Origin of the sequence: Streptomyces sp. RerS4 (genome assembly GCF_023515955.1) — a bacterium.
In the GTDB taxonomy this organism is placed as follows: Bacteria; Actinomycetota; Actinomycetes; order Streptomycetales; family Streptomycetaceae; genus Streptomyces.
The window spans coordinates 4186485-4210524 of record NZ_CP097322.1 but is presented as its reverse complement, the minus strand read 5'-3'; the positions used below and the strand labels follow the sequence as shown (position 1 = coordinate 4210524).

Annotated in this window: 22 protein-coding genes and 1 pseudogene; 5 read left to right on the top strand and 18 right to left on the bottom strand. The window is 69.9% G+C overall.

Annotated elements, in window-relative coordinates; translation table 11 throughout:
* The 12 genes and pseudogenes from nuoL to M4D82_RS19510 all read right to left on the bottom strand — a co-directional run bounded on the left by nuoL (position 1) and on the right by M4D82_RS19510 (position 12617).
* Complete coding sequence (gene nuoL / locus M4D82_RS19565; RefSeq protein ID WP_249767279.1) at positions 1 to 1941, bottom strand: NADH-quinone oxidoreductase subunit L; 1941 nt, start codon at positions 1939 to 1941, stop codon at positions 1 to 3.
* 12 nt (positions 1942 to 1953) lie between these two features.
* Positions 1954 to 2253 (bottom strand): NADH-quinone oxidoreductase subunit NuoK, encoded by a 300-nt coding sequence (gene nuoK, locus M4D82_RS19560; protein ID WP_045946785.1) that lies wholly within the window; start codon positions 2251 to 2253, stop codon positions 1954 to 1956.
* Complete coding sequence (locus M4D82_RS19555; RefSeq protein WP_249767278.1) at positions 2250 to 3065, bottom strand: NADH-quinone oxidoreductase subunit J; 816 nt, start codon at positions 3063 to 3065, stop codon at positions 2250 to 2252. Before M4D82_RS19555 ends, nuoK begins: the two co-directional genes overlap by 4 nt.
* On the bottom strand, positions 3062 to 3613 hold the full coding sequence (gene nuoI, locus M4D82_RS19550) for an NADH-quinone oxidoreductase subunit NuoI (protein ID WP_249771966.1): 552 nt from the start codon (positions 3611 to 3613) through the stop codon (positions 3062 to 3064). The genes M4D82_RS19555 and nuoI overlap by 4 nt, the downstream gene beginning before the upstream one ends.
* A gap of 60 nt (positions 3614 to 3673) precedes the next feature.
* Positions 3674 to 5032, bottom strand: a complete 1359-nt coding sequence (gene nuoH / locus M4D82_RS19545; RefSeq protein WP_249767277.1) for an NADH-quinone oxidoreductase subunit NuoH — start codon at positions 5030 to 5032, stop codon at positions 3674 to 3676.
* Positions 5029 to 7534 (bottom strand): annotated as a pseudogene (locus tag M4D82_RS19540) (NADH-quinone oxidoreductase subunit G). The gene nuoH and the pseudogene M4D82_RS19540 overlap by 4 nt, the downstream one beginning before the upstream one ends.
* Positions 7531 to 8877 carry an NADH-quinone oxidoreductase subunit NuoF gene (gene nuoF, locus M4D82_RS19535; RefSeq protein ID WP_249767276.1) on the bottom strand — a complete coding sequence of 449 codons (1347 nt, stop codon included), beginning with the start codon at positions 8875 to 8877 and terminating at the stop codon, positions 7531 to 7533. Before nuoF ends, M4D82_RS19540 begins: the two are co-directional and overlap by 4 nt.
* Positions 8877 to 9614, bottom strand: coding sequence for an NADH-quinone oxidoreductase subunit NuoE (gene nuoE / locus M4D82_RS19530; protein ID WP_249767275.1), 738 nt, complete (start codon positions 9612 to 9614; stop codon positions 8877 to 8879). Before nuoE ends, nuoF begins: the two co-directional genes overlap by 1 nt.
* Positions 9611 to 10942 carry an NADH-quinone oxidoreductase subunit D gene (locus tag M4D82_RS19525; protein ID WP_249767274.1) on the bottom strand — a complete coding sequence of 444 codons (1332 nt, stop codon included), beginning with the start codon at positions 10940 to 10942 and terminating at the stop codon, positions 9611 to 9613. Before M4D82_RS19525 ends, nuoE begins: the two co-directional genes overlap by 4 nt.
* Positions 10942 to 11691 (bottom strand): NADH-quinone oxidoreductase subunit C, encoded by a 750-nt coding sequence (locus M4D82_RS19520; protein ID WP_249767273.1) that lies wholly within the window; start codon positions 11689 to 11691, stop codon positions 10942 to 10944. Before M4D82_RS19520 ends, M4D82_RS19525 begins: the two co-directional genes overlap by 1 nt.
* A complete protein-coding gene (locus tag M4D82_RS19515; protein ID WP_215143098.1) occupies positions 11688 to 12242 on the bottom strand; it encodes a NuoB/complex I 20 kDa subunit family protein in 555 nt (184 codons plus the stop codon). Before M4D82_RS19515 ends, M4D82_RS19520 begins: the two co-directional genes overlap by 4 nt.
* A gap of 15 nt (positions 12243 to 12257) precedes the next feature.
* On the bottom strand, positions 12258 to 12617 hold the full coding sequence (locus tag M4D82_RS19510; RefSeq protein WP_249767272.1) for an NADH-quinone oxidoreductase subunit A: 360 nt from the start codon (positions 12615 to 12617) through the stop codon (positions 12258 to 12260).
* Positions 12618 to 13544: 927 nt separating this feature from the next.
* Here M4D82_RS19510 and M4D82_RS19505 point away from each other — a divergent pair.
* Both M4D82_RS19505 and M4D82_RS19500 read left to right on the top strand, forming a co-directional pair.
* On the top strand, positions 13545 to 14420 hold the full coding sequence (locus M4D82_RS19505; RefSeq protein ID WP_249767271.1) for a C40 family peptidase: 876 nt from the start codon (positions 13545 to 13547) through the stop codon (positions 14418 to 14420).
* Between the two features lie 300 nt (positions 14421 to 14720).
* Entirely contained in the window at positions 14721 to 15536 is an 816-nt protein-coding gene (locus tag M4D82_RS19500; protein ID WP_249767270.1) for a hypothetical protein, read from the top strand.
* On the opposite strand, the gene M4D82_RS19495 is transcribed toward M4D82_RS19500, so the two are convergent.
* On the bottom strand, positions 15523 to 16737 hold the full coding sequence (locus M4D82_RS19495; RefSeq protein ID WP_249767269.1) for a DNA cytosine methyltransferase: 1215 nt from the start codon (positions 16735 to 16737) through the stop codon (positions 15523 to 15525). The genes M4D82_RS19500 and M4D82_RS19495 overlap by 14 nt on opposite strands.
* A gap of 218 nt (positions 16738 to 16955) precedes the next feature.
* On the opposite strand from M4D82_RS19495, the gene M4D82_RS19490 reads away from it, so the two are divergent.
* Positions 16956 to 17180, top strand: coding sequence for a hypothetical protein (locus tag M4D82_RS19490; protein WP_249767268.1), 225 nt, complete (start codon positions 16956 to 16958; stop codon positions 17178 to 17180).
* A gap of 63 nt (positions 17181 to 17243) precedes the next feature.
* Here M4D82_RS19490 and M4D82_RS19485 read toward each other — a convergent pair whose 3' ends face one another.
* Positions 17244 to 18527, bottom strand: coding sequence for a geranylgeranyl reductase family protein (locus M4D82_RS19485; protein WP_249767267.1), 1284 nt, complete (start codon positions 18525 to 18527; stop codon positions 17244 to 17246).
* Positions 18528 to 18625: 98 nt separating this feature from the next.
* Between M4D82_RS19485 and M4D82_RS19480 the strand changes: the two genes are divergently transcribed.
* Positions 18626 to 19150 carry a GNAT family N-acetyltransferase gene (locus M4D82_RS19480; protein WP_249767266.1) on the top strand — a complete coding sequence of 175 codons (525 nt, stop codon included), beginning with the start codon at positions 18626 to 18628 and terminating at the stop codon, positions 19148 to 19150.
* A 432-nt stretch (positions 19151 to 19582) separates the two neighbouring features.
* On the opposite strand, the gene M4D82_RS19475 is transcribed toward M4D82_RS19480, so the two are convergent.
* Together M4D82_RS19475 and M4D82_RS19470 are read right to left on the bottom strand one after the other, a co-directional pair.
* The gene (locus M4D82_RS19475) at positions 19583 to 20494 is read right to left on the bottom strand and encodes a glutaminase (RefSeq protein ID WP_249767265.1); all 912 of its coding nucleotides are present in this window, start codon (positions 20492 to 20494) and stop codon (positions 19583 to 19585) included.
* Between the two features lie 6 nt (positions 20495 to 20500).
* Positions 20501 to 21193: a demethylmenaquinone methyltransferase gene (locus tag M4D82_RS19470; RefSeq protein WP_249767264.1), complete on the bottom strand. Its 693-nt coding sequence runs from the start codon at positions 21191 to 21193 to the stop codon at positions 20501 to 20503.
* A 122-nt stretch (positions 21194 to 21315) separates the two neighbouring features.
* Between M4D82_RS19470 and M4D82_RS19465 the strand changes: the two genes are divergently transcribed.
* Complete coding sequence (locus tag M4D82_RS19465; RefSeq protein ID WP_249767263.1) at positions 21316 to 22092, top strand: DUF3152 domain-containing protein; 777 nt, start codon at positions 21316 to 21318, stop codon at positions 22090 to 22092.
* A gap of 19 nt (positions 22093 to 22111) precedes the next feature.
* On the opposite strand, the gene M4D82_RS19460 is transcribed toward M4D82_RS19465, so the two are convergent.
* Both M4D82_RS19460 and mqnC read right to left on the bottom strand, forming a co-directional pair.
* On the bottom strand, positions 22112 to 22756 hold the full coding sequence (locus tag M4D82_RS19460; RefSeq protein WP_249767262.1) for a hypothetical protein: 645 nt from the start codon (positions 22754 to 22756) through the stop codon (positions 22112 to 22114).
* Between the two features lie 24 nt (positions 22757 to 22780).
* Positions 22781 to 23980, bottom strand: a complete 1200-nt coding sequence (gene mqnC, locus M4D82_RS19455; RefSeq protein WP_249767261.1) for a cyclic dehypoxanthinyl futalosine synthase — start codon at positions 23978 to 23980, stop codon at positions 22781 to 22783.
* Positions 23981 to 24040: the final 60 nt, after the last annotated feature.

The following is a 24040-nucleotide window of genomic DNA, read 5'->3' as shown; positions in this document are numbered from 1 at the left end:
TCACACCGCCCTCATCAGCAGGGTCGCGGCGATGAGGATCGCCGTGCCCCCGAACATCGAGACCGCGTAGCTGCGGGCGTAGCCGTTTTGCAGCCTGCGCAGCCGGCCCGACAGTCCGCCGACGGACGCGGCCGTGCCGTTGACGACACCGTCGACCAGGCTGTGGTCGACGTAGACGAGCGAGCGCGTCAGGTGCTCGCCGCCGCGTACGAGGACGACGTGGTTGAAGTCGTCCTGGAGGAGGTCCCGGCGGGCCGCCCGGGTGAGGAGCGAGCCGCGCGGGGCGACGACCGGGACGGGCCTGCGCCCGTACATCGACCAGGCGACGGCGACGCCGACGAGCAGGACGACCACGGTGGACGCGGTCACCGCCATGGCGCTGACGGGCGGGTGGCCGTGCTCGTAGCCGGTGACGGGCTCCAGCCACTTCAGGAAGCGCTCGCCGATCCCGAAGAAGCCACCGGCGAACACCGACCCGAACGCCAGGATGATCATCGGGATGGTCATGGACTTCGGGGACTCGTGCGGGTGCGGCATGTCGCCGGGGTGCGCCTCGGCGCCGGGCTCCACGCCGGGCGTCTTGTCCGGGTCCGGGGCCGGCTGCCAGCGCTTCTCGCCGAAGAAGGTCAGGAGCATGACGCGGGTCATGTAGAAGGCGGTGATGCCGGCGCCCAGCAGGGCGACGCCGCCGAGGATCCAGCCCTGGGTGCCGCCCTTGGCGAACGCCGCCTCGATGATCATGTCCTTGGAGAAGAAGCCGGACAGGCCGGGGAAGCCGATGATCGCGAGGTAGCCGAGGCCGAAGGTGACGAAGGTGACCGGCATGTACTTCCGCAGGCCCCCGTACTTGCGCATGTCGACCTCGTCGTTCATGCCGTGCATGACCGAACCGGCGCCGAGGAAGAGCCCGGCCTTGAAGAAGCCGTGCGTGACCAGGTGCATGATCGCGAAGACGTAGCCGATCGGGCCGAGGCCGGCGGCGAGGATCATGTAGCCGATCTGCGACATCGTGGAGCCGGCGAGGGCCTTCTTGATGTCGTCCTTCGCGCAACCGACGATCGCACCGAAGAGGAGCGTGACCGCGCCCACGATGGTGACGACCAGTTGGGCGTCGGGCGCCGCGTTGAAGATCGCGCCCGAGCGGACGATCAGGTACACGCCCGCCGTCACCATCGTCGCGGCGTGGATGAGGGCCGAGACCGGGGTCGGGCCCTCCATCGCGTCACCGAGCCAGGACTGGAGCGGGACCTGCGCCGACTTGCCGCACGCGGCGAGCAGCAGCATCAGGCCGATCGCCGTGAGCGTGCCCTCGCTCGTCTCGCCGACGGACGACAGCACCGGGCCGAAGGCGAAGGTGCCGAACGTCGTGAACATCACCATGATCGCGATGGACAGGCCCATGTCGCCCACGCGGTTGACCAGGAAGGCCTTCTTCGCGGCGGTGGCCGCGCTCGGCTTGTGCTGCCAGAAGCCGATCAGGAGGTACGAGGCGAGGCCCACACCCTCCCAGCCGAAGTACAGCAGCAGGTAGTTGTCGGCGAGGACGAGCAGGAGCATCGCCGCGACGAACAGGTTGAGGTAGCCGAAGAAGCGGCGCCGGCGCTCGTCGTGCTCCATGTACCCGATCGAGTACACGTGGATGAGCGTGCCCACGCCGGAGATCAGCAGGACGAAGGTCATCGACAGCTGGTCGAGCTGGAAGGCGATGTCCGCCTGGAAGCCCTCCACCGGCACCCAGCTGAACAGCCGCTGGTGCAGGGTGCGGTCGTCGGCCCCGCGTCCGAGCAGGTCGAAGAAGAGGACGACGCCGATCCCGAAGGAAGTGGCGGCGAGCAGGGTGCCGAGCCAGTGCCCGACCTTGTCGAGGCGCCGGCCGCCGCACAGCAGCACCGCCGCTCCAAGCAGGGGCGCGGCGATCAGCAGCCCCATCAGATTCTCCACTGTGAGCGCCCCTTACAGCTTCATCAGGCTGGCGTCGTCGACCGAGGCCGAGTGGCGGGTACGGAACAGCGACACGATGATCGCGAGGCCCACCACGACCTCCGCGGCGGCGACGACCATCGTGAAGAAGGCGATGATCTGGCCGTCGAGGTTGCCGTGCATGCGGGAGAACGCGACGAAGGCGAGGTTGCAGGCGTTGAGCATCAGCTCGACGCACATGAACAGCACGATCGCGTTCCTGCGGATGAGGACCCCGGCCGCGCCGATGGTGAACAGCAGGGCGGCCAGGTACAGGTAGTTGACCGGATTCACTGGGAGGCCTCCTCACGGCCGAGGCGCTCCGAGGAGGCCTGCTCCAGCGCCTTGAGGTCGTCCAGGGCCTCGCTGGAGACGTCGCGGATCTGGCCGCGGGCGCGCAGCGTCTTGTTGACGGTGAGCTCGGACGGGGTGCCGTCCGGCAGCAGACCGGCGATGTCCACGGCGTTGTGCCGGGCGTAGACGCCGGGCGCCGGCAGCGGCGGGAGCTGCACGCCCTCGCGTACGCGCTTCTCGGACAGTTCGCGCTGGGTGGCGGCCCGCTCGGTGCGCTCGCGGTGGGTGAGCACCATCGCGCCGACGGCCGCCGTGATCAGCAGGGCGCCGGTGAGTTCGAAGGCGAAGACGTACCGGGTGAAGATCACTTCGGCCAGGCCCTCGATGTGCCCGGCGGAGTTGATCCGGCCCAGGCCGTTGAAGTGGTTCAGCCCGGCGTTGCCGATGCCGGCGATGAGCAGGATGCCGAAGCCGAGCCCGCACAGGGCGGCCAGCCAGCGCTGGCCCTTGATGGTCTCCTTCAGCGAGTCGGCCGCCGTGACGCCGACGAGCATGACCACGAAGAGGAACAGCATCATGATCGCGCCGGTGTAGACGATGATCTGGACGACGCCGAGGAAGTAGGCGCCGTTGGCGAGGTAGAAGACCGCCAGGATGATCATCGTTCCGGCCAGGCACAGGGCGCTGTGGACGGCCTTCTTCATCAGGATCGTGCACAGCGCGCCGATGACGGCGACGGTGCCCAGGATCCAGAACTGCACGGCCTCACCGGTGGAGGTCAGCGTCGCGGCCTCCGCCGCGAGGGCGCTCACGCGTCCACCTCCTCGGTGGAGTCGGTCGTGCTCTCGCCCTTCTTCTCGCCTTCACCCTTGGAGGCGGCGACCTGGCGGACCGTGCCCGGGGCGGCTCCGGTGACCAGCCCCCGGTAGTAGTCCTGCTCGTCCGTGCCCGGGAAGATCGAATGCGGGGCCTCGACCATGCCCTCGGTCAGCCCGGCGAGGAGCTGCTCCTTGGTGTAGATCAGCGACTCGCGGCTGGAGTCGGCCAGCTCGAACTCGTTCGTCATGGTCAACGCCCGCGTGGGGCAGGCCTCGACGCACAGCCCGCACAGGATGCAGCGGGCGTAGTTGATCTGGTAGACGCGGCCGTAGCGCTCACCGGGCGAGTAGCGCTCCTCCTCGGTGTTGTCCGCGCCCTCCACGTAGATCGCGTCGGCGGGACAGGCCCAGGCGCACAGCTCGCACCCGATGCACTTCTCCAGACCGTCGGGGTGGCGGTTGAGCTGGTGGCGGCCGTGGAAGCGCGGAGCGGTGGTCTTCTGCTGCTCCGGGTACTGCTCGGTGAGGCGCTTCTTGAACATGGCCTTGAAGGTCACGCCGAAGCCGGCGACCGGGTTCTGCCACTTTTCGTCGGACACGTCTCAACCCTCCTCTCGGTCACTGTCGTTGTTCGTCCCGCCACTGGCGATCAGCTCCCGCTCCCCGCGGGGCCGCCTGCGCGGTACGGGTGCCAGGTGCTGGCCGGGCTTGGGCGGTACGGGGAACCCGCCCGCCATCGGGTCGAAGGGCTCGGCCGCCGCGGCCCGGTCGGCCGAACCCGCGGCCTTCTTCTCGCGCCGGTCGCGGAACGCGTCGGCGACGAAGGACAGCAGCAGGATCGCGATGACCCCGCTGCCGACGTAGAGCACGATCTCGCTGAAGTCGTAGCGCTCGTTGCGCAGTGCCCGGACGGAGGCGACCAGCATCAGCCAGACCAGCGAGACCGGGATGAGGACCTTCCAGCCGAGCTTCATCAGCTGGTCGTAGCGCACGCGCGGGAGCGTGCCGCGCAGCCAGATGAAGAAGAACAGCAGCAGCTGCACCTTCAACACGAACCAGAGCATCGGCCACCAGCCGTGGTTCGCGGCCTCCCAGTACGTGGAGATCGGCGCCGGGGCCCGCCAGCCGCCCAGGAAGAGGGTGACCGACACCGCCGAGACGGTGACCATGTTGACGTACTCGGCCAGCATGAACAGGGCGAACTTGATGGACGAGTACTCGGTGTTGAAGCCGCCGACGAGGTCGCCCTCGGACTCGGGCATGTCGAAGGGGGCGCGGTTCGTCTCGCCGACCATCGTGACGATGTAGATGATGAAGGAGACCGGCAGCAGCATGATGTACCAGCGGTCCGCCTGCGCCTCCACGATCGCCGACGTCGACATCGACCCGGAGTAGAGGAAGACGGAGGCGAAGGCCGCGCCCATCGCGATCTCGTACGAGATCATCTGCGCGCAGGAGCGCAGGCCCCCGAGGAGCGGGTACGTCGAGCCGGACGACCAGCCCGCCAGGACGATGCCGTAGATCCCGACGGAGGCAACGGCGAGGACGTACAGCATCGCGATGGGCAGGTCGGTGAGCTGCATCGTGGTGCGCTGGCCGAAGATCGAGACCTCGTTGCCGGCGGGCCCGAAGGGGATCACCGCGATGGCCATGAACGCCGGGATGGCCGCGATGATCGGCGCCAGGACGTAGACGACCTTGTCGGCCCGCTTGACGACGACGTCTTCCTTCAGCATCAGCTTGACGCCGTCGGCGAGCGACTGGAGCATGCCCCAGGGTCCGTGCCGGTTGGGGCCGATGCGCAGCTGCATCCAGGCGACGACCTTGCGCTCCCACACGATGGAGAAGAGCACGGTCACCATCAGGAAGGCGAAGCAGAACACCGCCTTGATCAGGACGAGCCACCAGACGTCCCTGCCGAACAGGGAGAGGTCCTCGGCGGCCAGGTGCAGGGTGTTCACGCGTCCACCTCCGCGGTGGTGCCATCGGCGCGGGCCGGGGCCGCCGGTCCGATCCGTACGAGGGTGCCGGGCCGGGCGCCGGTGTCGGCGAGGACCCCGGAGCCGGTGGAGTTCAGCGGGACCCACACCACCCGGTCGGGCATGTCGGTGACCCGCAGCGGGAGTTCCACGGAGCCCGCCGGGCCGGTGACGGCCAGGACGTCGCCGTCCTTGACGCCGGTCTCGGCGGCGGTGGCGGCCGACAGGCGGGCGCTCGCCTCGTGGCGGGTGCCGGCGAGGGCGTCGTCGCCTTCCTGGAGCCGGCCCAGGTCCAGCAGCAGCCGGTGTCCGGCGAGGACGGCCTCGCCCGCGCCGGGGCGGGGCAGTGCCACCGGGTCGGTGGAGTGTTCGGGGGCGAGCGCGCCCTCCCAGGGGCCGAGCCGCTCCAGCTCGCGGCGTACGGCGTGCACGTCGGGCAGGGCGATCGGCCGGTCGGCGGCGTCGGCCAGCATGTGCAGCACGCGGGCGTCGGCCGGGGCGAGGCGGCGGGTCATCTGGTCGGGCTTGAGGGCGGCCTCGAAGGGGCGCAGGCGGCCTTCCCAGTTGATGAACGAGCCGGACTTCTCGGCGACGGCGGCCACCGGCAACACCACGTCGGCGTGGTCGGTGACCTCGCCGGGCCGCAGTTCGAGGGAGACGACGAACGCCTCCTTCAGCGCGGTCCGCGCCCGCTCCGGGTCGGGCAGGTCGCCGACCTCGACGCCCGCGACCAGCAGCGCGGACAACTCGCCCGTGGCGGCGGCCTCCACGATCTGCCCGGTGTCGCGGCCGTAGCGGTGCGGGAGTTCGTCCAGCCCCCAGGCGCGGGCGACCTCCTCGCGGGCCCGCGGGTCGGTGGCCGGCCGGCCGCCGGGCAGCAGCGACGGCAGCGCGCCCGCCTCGACGGCGGCCCGCCCCGGCCCGGCGCGGGATCCACACCAGGCGGGCCCCGGTGACGGTGGCCGCCCGTACCGCCGCGCTCAGCGCGCCCGGCACGCCCGCGAGGCGCTCCCCGACCACGATGACGGCGCCGGGTTCGCGCAGCGCCTCGGCCGCGGCGGCGCCGCCCGCCTCCAGACCGGTGCGGGAGGCGAGGGCCGCGAGCCACTCCGGCTCGGTGCCGGGAGCGGCCGGCAGCAGCGTGCCGCCCGCCTTGGCGAGGCCCCGGGTGGCGAAGGGGGCCAGCGCGTAGGTCCGCTGCTTGTGCTTGCGGTGGGCCTTGCGCAGCCGCAGGAAGACCCCCGGGGCCTCCTCCTCGGCCTCGATGCCGACGAGCAGGACGGCGGGGGCCGCCTCCAGGGAGGCGTAGGTGACGCCCGTGCCGTCGAGGTCCTTGCCGGTGCCGGCGACGGACGCGGCCAGGAAGTCGGCCTCCTCCGCGCTGTGCACGCGGGCCCGGAAGTCGATGTCGTTGGTGTCGAGCACGACGCGGGCGAACTTGGCGTACGCGTACGCGTCCTCGACGGTGAGCCGGCCGCCGGTCAGCACGCCGGTGCGACCGCGCGCGGCGCCGAGCCCGGCGGCCGCCGCCTCCAGCGCCTCGGGCCAGCTCGCGGGGGCCAGGATCCCGTCCGCCCCGCGCACCAGCGGCGTCGTCAACCGGTCGGGGCGCTGCGCGTAACGGAACGCGAAGCGGCCCTTGTCGCAGATCCACTCCTCGTTGACCTCGGGGTCCTCGGCGGCCAGGCGACGCAGCACCTTGCCGCGCCGGTGGTCGGTGCGCGTCGCGCACCCGCCGGCGCAGTGCTCGCACACGCTCGGGGAGGAGACGAGGTCGAAGGGGCGCGAGCGGAACCGGTACGCGGCCGAGGTGAGGGCGCCGACGGGGCAGATCTGGATGGTGTTGCCCGAGAAGTACGACTCGAAGGGGTCGCCCTCGCCGGTGCCGACCTGCTGGAGCGCGCCGCGTTCCAGCAGCTCGATCATGGGGTCGCCGGCGATCTCGTTGGAGAAGCGGGTGCAGCGCGCGCACAGCACGCACCGTTCGCGGTCCAGGAGCACCTGCGGGGAGATGGCGATGGGCTTCTCGTAGGTGCGCTTCCGGCCCTCGAAGCGGGACTCGGCGTTGCCGTGGGACATCGCCTGGTTCTGCAGGGGGCATTCGCCGCCCTTGTCGCAGACGGGGCAGTCCAGCGGGTGGTTGATGAGCAGCAGCTCCATCACCCCGCGCTGGGCCTTGTCGGCGACCTCGGAGGTCAGCTGCGTCTTGACGACCATGCCGTCGGTGCAGGTGATGGTGCAGGAGGCCATCGGCTTGCGCTGGCCCTCGACCTCGACGATGCACTGGCGGCAGGCGCCGGCCGGGGAGAGGAGGGGGTGGTCGCAGAAGCGGGGGATCTCGATGCCGAGCTGTTCGGCGGCCCGGATGACGAGGGTCCCCTTGGGGACGGAGAGTTCCATCCCGTCGATCGACAGCGACACCAGATCCTGGGGAGGCGGCGCGGCCTCTCCGCCACCGGCCGGGGTCTGTGTGGTGACGGTCATGCGTTCACCTCCGTGTCAGCCCAGAGGGTCGACTTCTTGGGGTCGAAGGGGCAGCCCTTGCCCGTGATGTGCTGCTCGTACTCCGCGCGGAAGTACTTCAGCGAGGAGAAGATCGGGCTGGCGGCGCCGTCACCGAGCGCACAGAAGGACTTGCCGTTGATGTTGTCGGCGATGTCGTTCAGCTTGTCGAGGTCGGACATGACGCCCTTGCCCGCCTCGATGTCGCGGAGCAACTGGACCAGCCAGTACGTGCCCTCGCGGCAGGGCGTGCACTTGCCGCAGGACTCGTGGGCGTAGAACTCGGTCCAGCGGGTGACGGCGCGCACCACGCAGGTGGTCTCGTCGAAGCACTGGAGGGCCTTGGTGCCGAGCATGGAGCCGGCGGCGCCGACGCCCTCGTAGTCCAGGGGCACGTCGAGGTGCTCGTCGGTGAACATCGGCGTGGAGGAGCCGCCGGGGGTCCAGAACTTCAGCCGGTGGCCGGGGCGCATGCCGCCGCTCATGTCGAGGAGCTGGCGCAGGGTGATGCCGAGGGGGGCCTCGTACTGGCCGGGGCCGGCGACGTGCCCGGACAGCGAATAGAGGGTGAAGCCGGGGGACTTCTCCGTGCCCATCGCCTTGAACCACTCCTTGCCCCGCTGGAGGATCGCGGGAACCGAGGCGATGGACTCGACGTTGTTGACGACGGTGGGGCACGCGTAGAGCCCCTCGACGGCGGGGAAGGGGGGCCGCAGCCGGGGCTGACCGCGTCGGCCTTCGAGGGAGTCGAGCAGGGCCGTCTCCTCGCCGCAGATGTACGCGCCCGCGCCCGCGTGCACGGTGATGTCGAGGTTGCGTCCGCTGCCGTCGATGTCACGGCCGAGGTAGCCGGCGGCGTACGCCTCGCGGACCGCCTCGTGCAGACGCCGCAGGACCGGGACGGTCTCGCCGCGCAGGTAGATGAAGGCGTGCTCGGAGCGGATCGCGTAGCAGGCGATGATCATTCCCTCGATGAGGGAGTGCGGGTTGGCGAAGAGGAGGGGGATGTCCTTGCAGGTCCCCGGCTCCGACTCGTCCGCGTTGACCACGAGGTAGTGCGGCTTGCCGTCGCCCTGCGGGATGAACTGCCACTTCATGCCGGTGGGGAAGCCGGCGCCGCCGCGACCGCGCAGACCGGAGTCCTTGACGTAGGCGATGACCTCGTCGGGGGTCATGGCGAGGGCCTTGCGCAGGCCCTCGTAGCCGTCGTGGCGCCGGTAGGTCTCCAGCGTCCACGACTCGGGCTCGTCCCAGAAGGCGGAGAGCACGGGCGCGAGCAGCTTCTCGGGGCTGCCGTTCTTGTCCAGCTCCGTCGACACCGACATCACTCCCCTCCCTCTGTACGGGCTTCACCGCGCGGGTGCACGATCGGGGCGTGCGGGGCCTCGCCGCGGGCGAGGCGCAGGCCGATCAGGGAGGCCGGTCCGGCTCCGCCGGTGGCGGCGACGGCGCCCTCGCGCTCGTCGGGGAAGCCCGCGAGGATCCGGGCGGTCTCCTTGTAGGTGCACAGCGGGGCGCCGCGGGTGGGTTCGACGGGCCGGCCGGCGAGCAGGTCGTCGACCATGGCCTTGGCGGACTCGGGGGTCTGGTTGTCGAAGAACTCCCAGTTGACCATCACCACCGGGGCGTAGTCGCAGGCCGCGTTGCACTCGATGTGCTCCAGCGTGACCTTGCCGTCGGGGGTGGTCTCGTTGTTGCCGACCCCGAGGTGCCGCTTGAGCTCGTCGAAGATGGCGTCGCCGCCCATGACCGCGCACAGGGTGTTCGTACAGACGCCGACCTGGTAGTCCCCGGAGGGCTTGCGCCGGTACATCGTGTAGAAGGTGGCGACGGCGGTGACCTCGGCGGTCGTCAGCCCGAGCACCTCGGCGCAGAAGCGGATGCCGGTGCGGGAGACGAAGCCCTCCTCGGACTGCGTCAGGTGCAGCAGCGGCAGCAGCGCGGAGCGGCTGTCGGGGTAGCGGGCGATGACTTCCCGCGCGTCCGCTTCGAGCCGGGCCCGTACGTCGGCCGGGTAGTCGGGGGCGGGTAGCTGCGGCATCCCCAATTGGACGTCTGTCATCGGTCGACGCCTCCCATCACGGGGTCGATGGAGGCGACGGCGACGATGACGTCGGCGACCTGGCCGCCCTCGCACATCGCGGCCATGGCCTGCAGGTTGGTGAAGGACGGGTCGCGGAAGTGGACCCGGTAGGGGCGGGTGCCCCCGTCGGAGACGACGTGGACGCCGAGCTCGCCCTTGGGGGACTCGACGGCCGCGTACGCCTGTCCGGCCGGCACCCGGAAGCCCTCGGTCACCAGCTTGAAGTGGTGGATGAGGGCCTCCATGGAGGTGCCCATGATGTTCTTGATGTGGTCGAGCGAGTTGCCGAGGCCGTCGGGGCCCATGGCGAGCTGCGCGGGCCAGGCGATCTTCTTGTCGGCGACCATGACCGGTCCCGGCTGCAGCCGGTCCAGGCACTGTTCGACGATCCGCAGGGACTGGCGCATCTCCTCCAGGCGGATCAGGAACCGCCCGTAGGAGTCGCAGGTCTCGGTGGTGGGGACGTCGAACTCGTAGTCCTCGTAGCCGCAGTACGGGTCCGTCTTGCGCAGGTCGTGCGGCAGTCCGGCGGAGCGCAGGATCGGGCCGGTGGCGCCGAGGGCCATGCAGCCGGTGAGGTCGAGGTGGCCGACGTCCTGCATGCGGGCCTTGAAGATGGGGTTGCCGGTGGCGAGCTTGTCGTACTCCGGCAGGTTCCTCTTCATGGTCTTGACGAACTCGCGCAGCTGGTCGACGGCGCCCGGCGGCAGGTCCTGGGCGAGGCCGCCGGGGCGGATGAACGCGTGGTTCATGCGCAGGCCGGTGATCAGCTCGAAGACGTCGAGGATCAGCTCGCGGTCGCGGAAGCCGTAGATCATGATCGTGGTCGCGCCCAGCTCCATGCCGCCGGTGGCGATGCACACCAGGTGGGAGGAGAGCCGGTTGAGTTCCATCAGCAGGACGCGCAGGACGGTGGCCCGGTCGGGGATCTGGTCGGTGATCCCGAGGAGCTTCTCGACGCCGAGGCAGTAGGCCGTCTCGTTGAAGAAGGGCGTCAGGTAGTCCATGCGCGTGACGAAGGTGGTGCCCTGCGTCCAGTTGCGGAATTCGAGGTTCTTCTCGATGCCGGTGTGCAGGTAGCCGATGCCGCAGCGGGCTTCGGTGACCGTCTCCCCGTCGATCTCCAGGATCAGGCGGAGCACTCCGTGGGTGGAGGGGTGCTGGGGCCCCATGTTGACGACGATCCGCTCGTCGTCCGCCTTGGCCGCCGACTGCACGACCTCGTCCCAGTCGCCGCCGGTGACGGTGTAGACGGTGCCCTCGGTGGTCTCGCGGGAGGCCGCGTGTGACGCGTTCGGGGTGGACATCAGCTGTACGACCTCCGCTGGTCGGGAGCCGGGATCTGGGCGCCCTTGTACTCGACGGGGATGCCGCCGAGCGGGTAGTCCTTGCGCTGGGGGAAGCCCTGCCAGTCGTCCGGCATCATGATCCGGGTGAGGGCCGGGTGGCCGTCGAAGACGAGACCGAAGAAGTCGTAGGCCTCGCGCTCGTGCCAGTCGTTGGTCGGGTAGACCGTGACGAGCGACGGCAGGTGCGGGTCGGCGTCCGGGACGGACACCTCCAGGCGGATGATCCGGCCGTGGGTGAGCGAGCGCAGGTGGTAGACGGCGTGCAGCTCGCGGGCCTTGTCACCGGGGAAGTGGACGCCGCTGACGCCGGTGCACAGCTCGAAGCGCAGCGCCGGGTCGTCGCGCAGGGTGGAGGCGACCCGTACGAGGTGCTCGCGCGCGATGTGGAGGGTGAGTTCCCCCCGGTCGACGACGACCTTCTCGATGGCGTTGGCGGGCAGCAGGTCCTGCTCCTCCAGGGCGCCCTCCAGCTCGTCGACGACCTCGTCGAAGTACGAGCCGTAGGGGCGGGCGCTCTCGCCGGGCAGGGCGACGGTTCGTACGAGGCCGCTGTAGCCGCTGGTGTCGCCGCCGTTGCTCGCGCCGAACATGCCCTTGCGGACGCCGATCACCTCGGGGCCGGCGGCCCTGGGCGCAGGGACGTTATTGCCGGTCTCGGCATTGCCGTTCTCGACGTTGCCGTTCTCGACGGCCGGGTCCTCGCTCACCGCAGGAGCCCCTTCATCTCGATGGTGGGCAGGGCCTTGAGGGCCGCCTCCTCCGCCTCGCGGGCCGCCTCTTCGCGGTTCACGCCGAGCTTGGAGCCCTGGATCTTCTGGTGGAGCTTGAGGATCGCGTCGATCAGCATCTCGGGGCGGGGCGGGCAGCCGGGGAGGTAGATGTCCACCGGGACGATGTGGTCGACGCCCTGGACGATCGCGTAGTTGTTGAACATCCCGCCCGAAGAGGCGCACACGCCCATGGAGATGACCCACTTGGGAGCGGGCATCTGGTCGTACACCTGGCGGAGCACCGGCGCCATCTTCTGGCTGACCCGGCCGGCCACGATCATCAGGTCGGCCTGGCGCGGCGAGCCGCGGAAGACCTCCATGCCGAAGCGGGCCAGGTCGTAGCGGCCGGCTCCGGTGGTCATCATCTCGATGGCGCAGCACGCCAGGCCGAAGGTGGCGGGGAAGACGGATGACTTGCGCACCCAGCCCGCGGCCTGTTCGACGGTGGTCAGCAGAAAGCCGCTCGGCAGCTTCTCTTCCAGTCCCATGGAAAATTCAGCCCCTCAGTCCCATTCCAGGCCGCCGCGGCGCCACACGTAGGCGTAGGCGACGAAGACGGTGAGCACGAAGAGCAACATCTCCACGAGCCCGAAGATCCCCAGGGCGTCGAAGGTGACGGCCCAGGGGTAGAGGAAGACGATCTCGATGTCGAAGACGATGAAGAGCATCGCCGTCAGGTAGTACTTGATGGGGAAGCGACCGCCGCCGGCGGGCATCGGGGTGGGCTCGATGCCGCATTCGTAGGCCTCAAGCTTTGCCCGGTTGTACCGTTTTGGGCCGATCAGCGTGGCCATGACCACGGAGAAGATCGCAAACCCTGCGCCGATGGCGCCGAGCACGAGGATGGGCGCGTACGCATTCACGCTCCTCGCTCCTTCCAGTCGTCCTTGACCGTTGGACCGCTGCGCCGGCGCCGAGTGCTCCGCCTCGCGAGGACCGCCCCCGGATCGGGGGGACGTGTGCATGTGAGGCAGTTCACAAGCCGGGCTGGTGCGCATCTTATGCCCGTGGATCTGTGATCTGCGACACGGGTGACAACACCGAGTTTGTGATCTCCACCACCCGGCGAACGATCATGAACGCAGATGAGTGGTGATCTTCGTACGCAAGGCATCCACATGATCACCAAAGGTGACATCCGGGCTTGTTCGCGCAGGTGAAAGGCGTCTCGCACTATCAAACGATGGATAGTGCAGGCAAATTGGCGGCACGCCTGCCGGAGTGATAAAGGGGTCGCGTCCCCCGGGCGGGGGAGGTGCGACGTACGAGAGTGGACGCGGTGGCCGAATATCGCCCGCCACGCCGGGCGGGGGCCGATGCTGTGCATTCGTTCACGAATCGCGGGCACGCTCGCGGGGTCGGATCACGGACGCGCCGCGGTTCTGATCATGGGCACGCTCCCGGTTTGGATCACGACGCGGCCACGGCCGGCTCACGGCGACGACACGACGACGGGGCGACCACGGCGCGGCGACGACGAGGCGACGGCGCCGGCGGGAGTGCGACGGCCTCACGGGGCCTCATGGCGCCGGGTCACTGTGACCTGCGACACACCCCGGGCCGCCCGCGAAAAGGGGGCTTGGCCATCTGTGCGCGTCGATGGTAGGCGGTGGATCAATCCGGACGTATTGCTGAAAACCCATGATCACAGCCTTGTGAAGGCGTGTCCGTTTCGTCCGTTACGGCGTCAATAAGACGCGCGGCGCGCCCGGTTAGCGCGCTCGAAGCGCAACTGTGGCGCAGACCACGTTTCTTGAAGCGGACCCGGCGCCCCTGATAGCGGTTGTCCCATGTCCCACACCGCTCACATACCCAGCCACCGGAAGCCCCGCCGTAGCGCCTCGAAGCTCGCGGTTCGCGCCGGAGTTGCCGGTGGCGTCCTCAGCACCCTGGCCATGGCCGGCACCGCGAGCGCGTCCCCCTCCGCCGAGCCCGTGGCCGAGACGACGCTGGAGATGCCGGTCCTCGACCTGGACCTCGGCACCGAGGTCTCCACGGCCGTCACCACGGCCGCCGAGAACACCCGCCTGGCCGCCGTGGAAGCCGCCGTGGAAGGCGAGCTGAACGCCCTGGAGGAGAGCGCCCGTACGGGTGCCGCCGCCGAGGCGAAGAAGGCCAAGGAAGACGCCACCAAGGCGGCCGAGGCGAAGGCCAAGCAGGAGGCCGACCGCAAGGCCGCGGCCGAGCGCGCGGGCCGTTCCGCCGAGCGCGAGACCCTGACGAACGCCTCGGCGTCCAACGGCGGCTCGGGCTCCACCGCCAAGGGCTCCGGCAGCAGCCTGGGCAGCGGCACCGTGACGGCCCCGGCCACCGGTTCCGCCTCCGCCGCCATCAACTTCGCGCGCAACCAGATCGGCAAGGCGTACGTCCTGGGCGCCACCGGCCCCTCGGCGTACGACTGCTCGGGCCTGGTCCAGGCCGCCTACCGCCAGTTGGGCATCAGCCTCGACCGCACCTCGCAGGACCAGTCCCTCGCGGGCCGCTCGGTCTCCCTGAGCAACCTCCAGCCGGGCGACATCCTGTACTGGGGCGCCAAGGGCAGCGCGTACCACGTCGCCATCTACTCCGGCGGCGGCAAGTTCATCGGCGCGCAGAACCCGCGCACCGGCATCGTCGAGCGTCAGATGAGCTACGACATGCCGACCGGCGCCGTCCGCGTCCTCTGATCCACCCGGTCTGACGTCGCAGGGCCGGTACTCCCCCGCTCGGGGGTGGAGTACCGGCCCTTCGGCATGCCCTGACGCGCCGTGAGCGCGCTCCGGGACGCGCCTCCGCCCCGGGGGCCTCGGAGCGCTCTCGCGGCCCGCAGCGAGGCCCGTGCGCGGCCGGCCGACGCCCTGCGAAGACAGCGGCGACGCCGCCCGGCCGTTTCGACCCTGGAGGTGGTTCACGTGAGGGTTGGGACCGACTCGACGTCGATCACCTGATCATCGACGAGGTGGTGCGGCTGATCGTAGTCTCGGCGCATGAGTAGCGACCGTGAGCGGGTTACCAACGAGATCCACAGCGGCCTTGACGCCCTCTCGATGCGCCAGCTTGAGACCGTGGCATCAATGGTCAAGAGCCTTCGTGTTCCTGTCCGGTTCCTCCGGGGAAATGGTGCCGGCATCGTGGACGAATCGTTCGCCGAGGAAATGTCGAACCTCCTGAGCCTTCACCACTCGAACCATGAGGCGCCGCTCAACAAGAAGCCCTTCGAGTACGCGATGAAGCGCTGCCTCATCGCTCAAGGGCACGACGAGGCCGACCTCAACCCGACACCCGGCGAGTCTGCCTACGACGTTTTCGGCAATGGCGAGCGATGGTCCCTGAAGACGGAAGCCGCCAAAGGGCTCAGCCCTACCCAAGTGAAAATCGAGAAATTCTCCGAGGCCCGCTGGGTCAGGGATGCGACTACAGCGGAGCTATGCGCCGCCGAGATTCGGGAACGCCTTCCTCGACACCTGGACGGGTACGACCGAATTTTGATGCTGCGCGCGGAGACGCGAGCCGACAGCTTCGTTTACACCTTGGAGGAGGTGCCGAAAAAAATCCTGCTCGATTGCTTCACCTCCGCCACTCCCGAGATGTTCACCAAGAAGGATCGGGGAGGGAAGCCCGGGATCAGCTTCGGCGCCGATTTCCTACACCCGAACAACGGAGACAAGGCATTCAGAATGCTCTTGGACTCAAGTGTGGAAAAGGTGCGCCTCTGGTTCCGGACGAAGTATTGCATTCGTCACGGCTCGTGGGTTGTATCGAGGCCGAGTGCCGACGAGTTGACGCTCTTCACACCAGCGTGAGCTGAGCTGCTTCCGTGGCAACGAAGTCATCCACGCGCAGCGAAGTATTCCTTAGAACCACCTGCTCCAGCTCCGGCTTCTCACCTGTGAGAATCCAGTGAGCAACCCATGCAAGCTGATAAGAGACCAGAGGGGGAACCGCATCGCCAATCTGGCGGTACAGGTTCTTACGGCTGCTTCCGACGAACCGGTAGTCAGAGGGGAATCCCTGCAAGACGCCGAGCTCACGTACCGTGCACTGCCGGTCCTGCTCGGGGTGGGAGTACCGCCCGTTCCCAACGTGCGAGCATTCGCGCTTGATGGTGGGAGCGGGCTTGTCCCAAGCCATGCGACCGTAGACGTCGCAATAGGAATTCAGGCGGCCCCGCTCAACAGCCTTCCACATGGAAGGGATCAGGTACTTCTCTGTGTCCGGGTGCCCCAACAGATCGGGCCAGCTACCTCCGTCGTGAGGCATCGCCGCGATCCTTTCGAGCGACTCGCCCTTGAGCAGGGTGCTCGTGTGATTGGGGTCGTCCGGGTGAGTCGCGCCTGCGGCAACCTTGGGGAGGTCTGCGATGGCCCGTCGCACCGTAGCGGCTTCAGGATTCACTTCGTACCCACGCCAGAGATCTTCAAGCGTGTAGAGCGGTAGGTCAGAAGCAACCGCAATGACGAGAGCGCGCTCTCTCTGCTGCGGCAACCCGAAGCGCGACAAGGCATGGGAAGAAGCATGAACTTTGTAGCCCATGCCCTGAAGGCTGTCCCGAAGGGCCGTGAAGTGGTGGCGGAAGTTTCCGTTGAGCAGCTGAGGGACGTTCTCCATCATGAAGACCCGGGGCCTCATGCGTGCCACGTGATCAGCGACCCGGGCAACAAGAGAGTTCCGAGGGTCGTCTTCCGCCCAGTTCTTCGAGATGGCCCGAGAAAAACCAGTACAGGGAGGGCAGGCCAGGAGAACTTCAAGGTCGTCCACGTTCGCCGGCAGCTTTTCCGCCAACTCGTCGGCCGACATCAGCGACAGGTCGACGGCCAGCGGATCGATCTTGAGGTTGGCCGCGTAGGTGGCATTGCACCCGATCGCGCCATGGCCGGTGCTGGGCTTCCCGACCTCAACGTCTGCGGCGCCGACGAGACTGAACGCAGGGTGTGCGTAGTAGCCGCAGCTCATGCCTCCGCCGCCGGAAAAAAGATCCACGACGCGGCTTGCCTGCAGGCTCACCAACACTCTCCTCGCCCTTGCTCCCCGACAGCTCCCTTGAACCTCCACGAGACTACGGCACCGGCGCGTCGGGCGGCTGAGAGCGTGCCCCGCGAGGTGTTCCGCGGACCCGCGATCCACAAGCCGAGCAGTCCCCCGGCGTCACGGTCGGACGCCCACCCGCCGCGACGACACCCCTGCCGGCGGATGGCTGCGGCTCACCTGTGTACGCCGTCGACGTGAAGCCGGTCGGCGACGCCGTGACGGACGCTGCGGCGAAGCTGCTCGACGCCTCGGGCCTCGACGGACACGAATGCCCGGCGGATGCGCTGGTGGTGGCCACGGCCGCCCTCTGCACACCCCCCGTCCTGCTGGTGACCTCCGACAAGTCGCACATTCCGGCCCTGTGCAAGGCCGCCGAGGAACTTCCCGGTTCGCCGAAGGTGAAGATCGTCGACGTTTGAGGGTTCAACGCGGCCCTGGGCCGGGCCGCTTGGCCTCGTGCCGCGCGACCCGGCCTTGAAGCATCAGGCCCTCGGGGCGACCTTCGAGAGGCCGTTGATGATGCGGTCCATGGAGTCGCCGCCCGTCGGGTCGGTCAGGTTCGCCAGCATCTTCAGGGTGAACCGCATCAGCACCGGGTGCGTCAGGCCGCGCTGCGTGGCGACCTTCATCACCTTCGGGTTGCCGATCAGCTTCACGAAGGCGCGGCCCAGCGTGTAGTAGCCGCCGTAGGTCTCCTTGAGGACCTTCGGGTAGCTGTGCAGGGTCAGTTCGCGGAGCGCGGGGGTGGCACGGGAGTGCGCCTGCACGATGACATCCGCGGCGATCTGCCCCGACTCCATCGCGTACGCGATGCCCTCGCCGTTGAACGGGTTGACGAGCCCGCCCGCGTCGCCGACCAGCAGCAGGCCCTTGGTGTAGTGCGGCTGCCGGTTGAAGGCCATCGGCAGGGCCGCGCCGCGGATCGGCTGCGTCATGTTCTCCGGGGTGTAGCCCCAGTCCTCCGGCATGGACGCGCACCAGGCCTTGAGGACCTCGCGCCAGTCCAGCTCCTTGAACGCGGAGGAGGAGTTGAGGATGCCCAGACCCACGTTGGAGGTTCCGTCGCCCATGCCGAAGATCCAGCCGTAGCCGGGCAGCAGCCGGTCCTGGGGGCCGCGCCGGTCCCACAGCTCCAGCCACGACTCCAGGTAGTCGTCGTCGTGCCGGGGCGAGGTGAAGTACGTACGGACGGCCACGCCCATCGGACGGTCCTCGCGGCGGTGCAGGCCCATCGCGAGGGAGAGCCGCGAGGAGTTGCCGTCGGCCGCGACGACGAGCGGGGCGTGGAAGGTGACCGGGGTCTTGTCCTCGCCCAGCTTGGCCTGAACTCCCGTGATGTGGCCGGTACGGGGGTCCCGTACGGGCTCGCCGACGTTGCAGCGCTCGTACAGCCGCGCGCCCGCCTTCTGCGCCTGACGTGCCAGGGTCTCGTCGAAGTCGTCGCGCTTGCGGACGAGTCCGTAGTCGGGGAAAGAGGCGAGTTCCGGCCAGTCCAGCTGGAGGCGCTGGCCGCCGCCGATGATGCGCAGGCCCTTGTTGCGCAGCCAGCCCGCCTCTTCGGAGATGTCGATGCCCATCGCGACCAACTGCTTGGTGGCGCGCGGCGTCAGACCGTCACCGCAGACCTTCTCGCGCGGGAACGCCGTCTTCTCCAGCAGCAGGACGTCGAGTCCGGCCTTGGCCAGGTAGTAGGCGGTGGTGGAGCCGGCGGGTCCGGCCCCGACGACGATCACATCCGCGGAGTGCTCGGTGAGGGGCTCGGTCACAGCGGGGTCTCCCGAAGGCTCGATAGGGGGTGCCAAGGGCACCGGACAAAGTGCAGTCTAAGCAGCGAGAGAGATCGCGATCCGAAGGGCTGCCCTCTATGACCACCTCGCCGACCCGGCCGCTTCCCGACGTGACCTTGCGCGTGCCCACGCACGAGGACGCGCACGCCTGGCACGGGGTCTTCGACGACCCGGACGTCATGGAGTTCCTCGGCGGGCCCGCCGAACTCTCCGCGTACGTGGAACTCACGGCCCGCCAGCGGATGCACGACGCGCGGGACGGCTACTGCCTGTGGACGCTGCTGGACGCGGACGGCGAGGTCATCGGCTTCACCGGGGCGCAGCCGTGGCCGGCGGAGAAGGAGTGGGGGCCGGTCGGGGAGATCGAGATCGGCTGGCGGCTGGGGCGCTCCGCGTGGGGGCGGGGGTACGCGTACGCGGCGGCGCTGGCGACGCTTGAGCGGTTGCGGAGGGCTGGGGTGGGGCGGGTGGTGGCGATGGTCGACGATGCGAATGAGCGATCGGCGGCGGTGGCGGAGCGGTTGGGCATGACCCTGGCCGGCATGGTCCCCCGTCCGGGTTCTCGCGGCCCGGCCCGCCGGTACGAGCTGACGCTCGCCTGAGCCGATCCCCTGCCGGGGCGCGGCTGGTCCCGCTGCGCGGGCTTCTCTCCCCGCCCCGCCCTTTCTCCGTATCCCGGGGCTCCGCCCCGGACCCCCTCCGGGGGCTCCGCCCCCGAACCCCCGCGCCTCAAACGCCGGCGAGGCTGGAAGATCAGCCCCGCCGGCGTTTGAGGCGCGGGGTCTGGGGCGGAGCCCCAGGGAACGGGGGAAGGGCGGGTAGGGGACGGCCCCGCGCAGCGGCAAACCCGACGACGGACCCCAGCCACGGCCCCGGACCCCGCCCGGTCGACGGACGGAGTCCGGCGCAGCGGCGCGAAGCCGGGGAGGCCCGCCAGGGTCGAGCCGCGCGAGCGGCGCGTCGAAAGGGCACAGCCCGGCGCAGCGGCGCGAAGCCGGGGAGGCGCCCCGGCGCCGAGCCGCGCGAGCGGCGCGTTAAAAAATGGACAGGCCCGTCAGGGTGGTGAAGCGGTCCAGGGCGGATACGCCGGCTACCGAGTTGCCTCGGGAGTCGAGGCCTGGGCTCCAGACCGCCAGGGTGCAGCGGCCCGGGACGACGGCGACGATGCCGCCGCCCACGCCGCTCTTGCCGGGGAGGCCGACGCGGTAGGCGAACTCGCCTGCCGCGTCGTACGTCCCACAGGTCAGCATCACCGCGTTGATCTGCTTCGCCTCGCTGCGGGTGAGGAGCCGCGAGCCGTCGGCCCGCAGGCCGTGGCGGGCCAGGAAGCCGGCCGCCAAGGCCATGTCGGCGCAGCTCATCTCGATCGAGCACTGCCAGAAGTAGTGGTCCAGCAGCGCCGGTACGGGGTTGTCCATGTTCCCGTAGGACGCCATGAAATGCGCGACGGCCGCGTTCCGGTCCCCGTGCTCGTGCTCCGACGCCGCCACCTCCGCGTCGAAGCCGATCTCCGGGTTGCCGCTCTCCTGCCGCAGGAACTCCAGGAGTTCGCTGCTCGCGTCACCGGTCAGCGTCTGGAGCCGGTCGGTGACGACGAGCGCCCCCGCGTTGATGAAGGGGTTGCGGGGGATGCCGTTCTCGTACTCCAGCTGCACGAGCGAGTTGAACGGGTTGCCCGACGGTTCCCGGCCGACCCGCTCCCACAGGCTGTCGCCGCCCTCCGCGAGCGCGAGCGCCAGCGCGAAGACCTTCGTGACGGACTGCGCGGAGAAGGGGACCCGCCAGTCCCCCACCCCGTGCACCGTCCCGTCGAGTTCCGCGATCGCCATCCCGAACCGCGACGGGTCCACCGAGGCGAGTGCCGGGATGTACTCGGCGGGGGTGCCGCTGCCGATCAGCGGGGCGACGTCGACGGCGATCTGCTCCAGGAGGGCTGCGTAGTCCACCGCCGGCTACGCCTTGAAGCCCCGGTGCAGCGCCACGATGCCGCCGCTGAGGTTGCGCCAGGCCACCTTGGACCAGCCGGCCTTGCCCAGCAGGGCCGCCAGCGCGGGCTGGTCGGGCCACTCGCGGATGGACTCGGCGAGGTACACGTACGCGTCGGGGTTCGAGGAGACCGCCCGCGCCACCGGCGGCAGTGCCCGCATCAGGTACTCCGTGTACACCGTGCGGAACGGCGCCCACGTGGGCTGCGAGAACTCGCAGATGACGACCTGCCCGCCGGGCTTCGTCACCCGGTACAGCTCGCGCAGCGCCGCGTCGGTGTCCTGGACGTTGCGCAGGCCGAAGGAGATCGTCACCGTGTCGAAGACGTCGTCCTTGAACGGCAGCCGCGTCGCGTCGCCGGCGGTCAGCGGCAGCCACGGGTTGCGCTTCTTGCCCTCGCGGAGCATGCCGAGGGAGAAGTCGCACGGGACGACGTACGCGCCGGTCGCGGCGAAGGGCAGCGAGGAGGTCGCGGTCCCGGCGGCCAGGTCGAGCACCTTCTGACCGGGGCGGGCCGCGACCGCCTTGGCGACCTCCTTGCGCCACAGGCGGGCCTGGCCGAGGGAGAGGACGTCGTTGGTGAGGTCGTAGTTCGCCGCCACACCGTCGAACATGGAGGCGACTTCGTGCGGCTGCTTGTCCAGGGAAGCCCTTGTCACTGGCGTTGGCCCCTCGGTGTGCGGTTCGGCAGATACGGGAGCCATCCTCTCAGGCCGCCGCCCCGCCGCCGCGCGGCCCCTGCCGCCGGGCACACTGGATCTACAACCAGGGGGGGTCCCACATGGCGGCCGGTACGTACCAGAGCGCCCGACGGGCCGAGCGGCTGCGCAGGCTGCGCCGTACGCTCCTGTGCGCCACGGGGTTGGTCGTCCTCGGCGTGGCCGCCTGGCAGCGGGGCTCCGACGAGCCGCCGGCGCCCGCCGACGCGGCGCCACCGCGTCCCACCGCATCCTCCGCCGCCTCCGCCGCCGCGCCCGCCCCCACCGGCCCCTCCACCGGCCCCTCCACCGGCTTCGCGGCCTCCACGGCCGCCGGGCGGGCCCAGGGCCAGGGGCCCCCGATGCGCTGGCGCGTGGAGGTGGAGCGGGGCAGCGGCGTCGACCCCGACGAGGCCGCGCACGGCATCGAGGCGATACTCGGCGACCGGCGCGGCTGGATCCGGGACCCGGCGAACGGCTTCCGGCTGGCCGGGCCGGGCGAGCCGGTGGAATTCACCGTGAAGATCGCCACCCCGGCGACCACCGACCGGCTGTGCGAGGTCGTCACGCCCGAGCTGGTCGGGGAGACGAACTGCCGCGTCGGCCACACCGTCGTGGTGAACCTCAAGCGGTGGCAGGAGGGCTCGCCCCAGTTCCGCGGCCCCGTGAAGGAGTACCGGGCGCTGATCGTCAACCACGAGGTCGGGCACGAACTGGGCCACGGGCACGAGACCTGCCCCGGCCCGGGGAAGCCGGCGCCCGCGATGATGCAGCAGATCAAGGGCCTCCAGGGCTGCACCGCGAACGCCTGGCCGTACGCCGCCGACGGCACCTACCTGTCCGGCCCCCGCGTGCCCTGAAAGGCCCGAAGAAGGAAGCTCAGCGGCGCCGGTGCAGCAGTCGGCCCGAGATCACCGTCGCCACGCACGTCCGCGCCCCGCGCGCGAGCAGCTCCGCCTCGTCGGCCACCGCGAACACCGCGAACCGGGCCGGGGCCCCCGCCTCCAGGACCCCGTGGAAGGCCTGCCCGGCCGACTCCCGCCCCGCGAGCGGGTCGAGGGAGGGCTCACCCTCGTAGGGCGCGGGCGGCACCACCGTCAGGCCCGAGCGGACGACCGCCGTCCGCACCGAGGCCACCGTGAACCGCCCGGCCACCGCCACGACCCCGCGCGCCAGCAGCTTCTGCGTACCGCGCCGCGCGCTGTGGCCCCAACGGGCCTCGGTCATCTTCAGCGCGGCCAGCGCCCCGTCCCCGCTGATCGGGTCGGCGCCGAGCTCGGTGACCTCGTACGGGTCGTCCGGGTAGTACGTGCGCTCCAGCAGCACGTCGGCGCCGCGCGCCAGCAGCCCCGGGGTCAACACCCCGGGCCAACGCCGGACGCGGGCGTGCGGGGCGGCCGCGCCGATTTCCTCGTACGGGCCCACGCGGACGATCCCGGCGCCGTCGACCAGGACCGCGCCGCTCGGGAGCGGCGTCGCTCCCGGTCCGGTGACGAGGAGGTCGGCGGTGTGCAGCGTCAGCATCGAGGTCCGTGGGCTCGTGGTGGGTCAGTTCGTGGAGATGAGCTTCAACTCGGGGTGGGCCGTGCCGCCCTCGATGGCGGTGGAGGAGATGTGCGAGACCACCCGCTCGTCGACCGGGTCGTTCGCCGGGTCCTCGTGCACGAGCAGGTGCTCGTACGTCGTCGCGCGCTGCGCGGGGACGCGACCGGCCTTGCGGATCAGGTCGATGATCTCCTGGCGGTTGGAGCGGTGCTTGGCACCGGCCGAGGAGACCACGTTCTCCTCCAGCATGATCGAGCCGAGGTCGTCGGCGCCGTAGTGCAGCGAGAGCTGACCGGCCTCCTTGCCGACGGTCAGCCAGGAGCCCTGGATGTGGGCGACGTTGTCGAGGAAGAGCCGCGCGATGGCGATCATCCGCAGGTACTCGAAGATCGTCGCCTGGGTGCGGCCCTTGAGGTGGTTGTTCTCCGGCTGGTACGTGTACGGGATGAAGGCGCGGAAGCCGCCGGTGCGGTCCTGCGTGTCCCGGATCATCGCGATGTGCTCGATGCGCTCGGCGTTGGTCTCGCCGGTGCCCATCAGCATGGTGGAGGTGGACTCCACGCCCAGCCGGTGGGCCATCTCCATGATTTCCAGCCAGCGTTCGCCGGACTCCTTCAGCGGGGCGATCGCCTTGCGCGGGCGCTCCGGCAGGAGTTCGGCGCCGGCGCCCGCGAAGGAGTCGAGGCCGGCCGCGTGGATGCGGCGGATGGCCTCCTCGGCGCTGACGCCGGAGATGCGGGCCATGTGGTCGACCTCGGAGGCGCCGAGGGAGTGGATGACCAGCTGCGGGAAGGCCTTCTTGATGGCGGAGAAGTGCTCCTCGTAGTACTCCACCCCGTAGTCCGGGTGGTGTCCGCCCTGGAACATGACCTGCGTGCCGCCCAGCTCGACGGTCTCCGCGCAGCGGCGCAGGATGTCGTCGAGGTCGCGGGACCAGCCCTTCTTGGTGTCCTTCGGGGCCGCGTAGAACGCGCAGAACTTGCACGCCGTGACGCACACGTTGGTGTAGTTGATGTTGCGCTCGATGATGTACGTCGCGATGTGCTCCGTACCGGCGTAGCGCAGCCGGCGCGCGGCGTCGGCGGCCTGGCCGAGCGCGTGCAGCGGGGCGTGCCGGTAGAGGTCGAGCGCCTCTTCCTTCGTGATCCGGCCCCCCGCGGCGGCGCGGTCGAGGACAGACTGGAGAGCGGCCTGGTCGGTCACCGGTGCGTCACCTTTCGGCGGTGTGTCAAGGGGTGCGGACCGAGCCAGCCTACGCCAGGG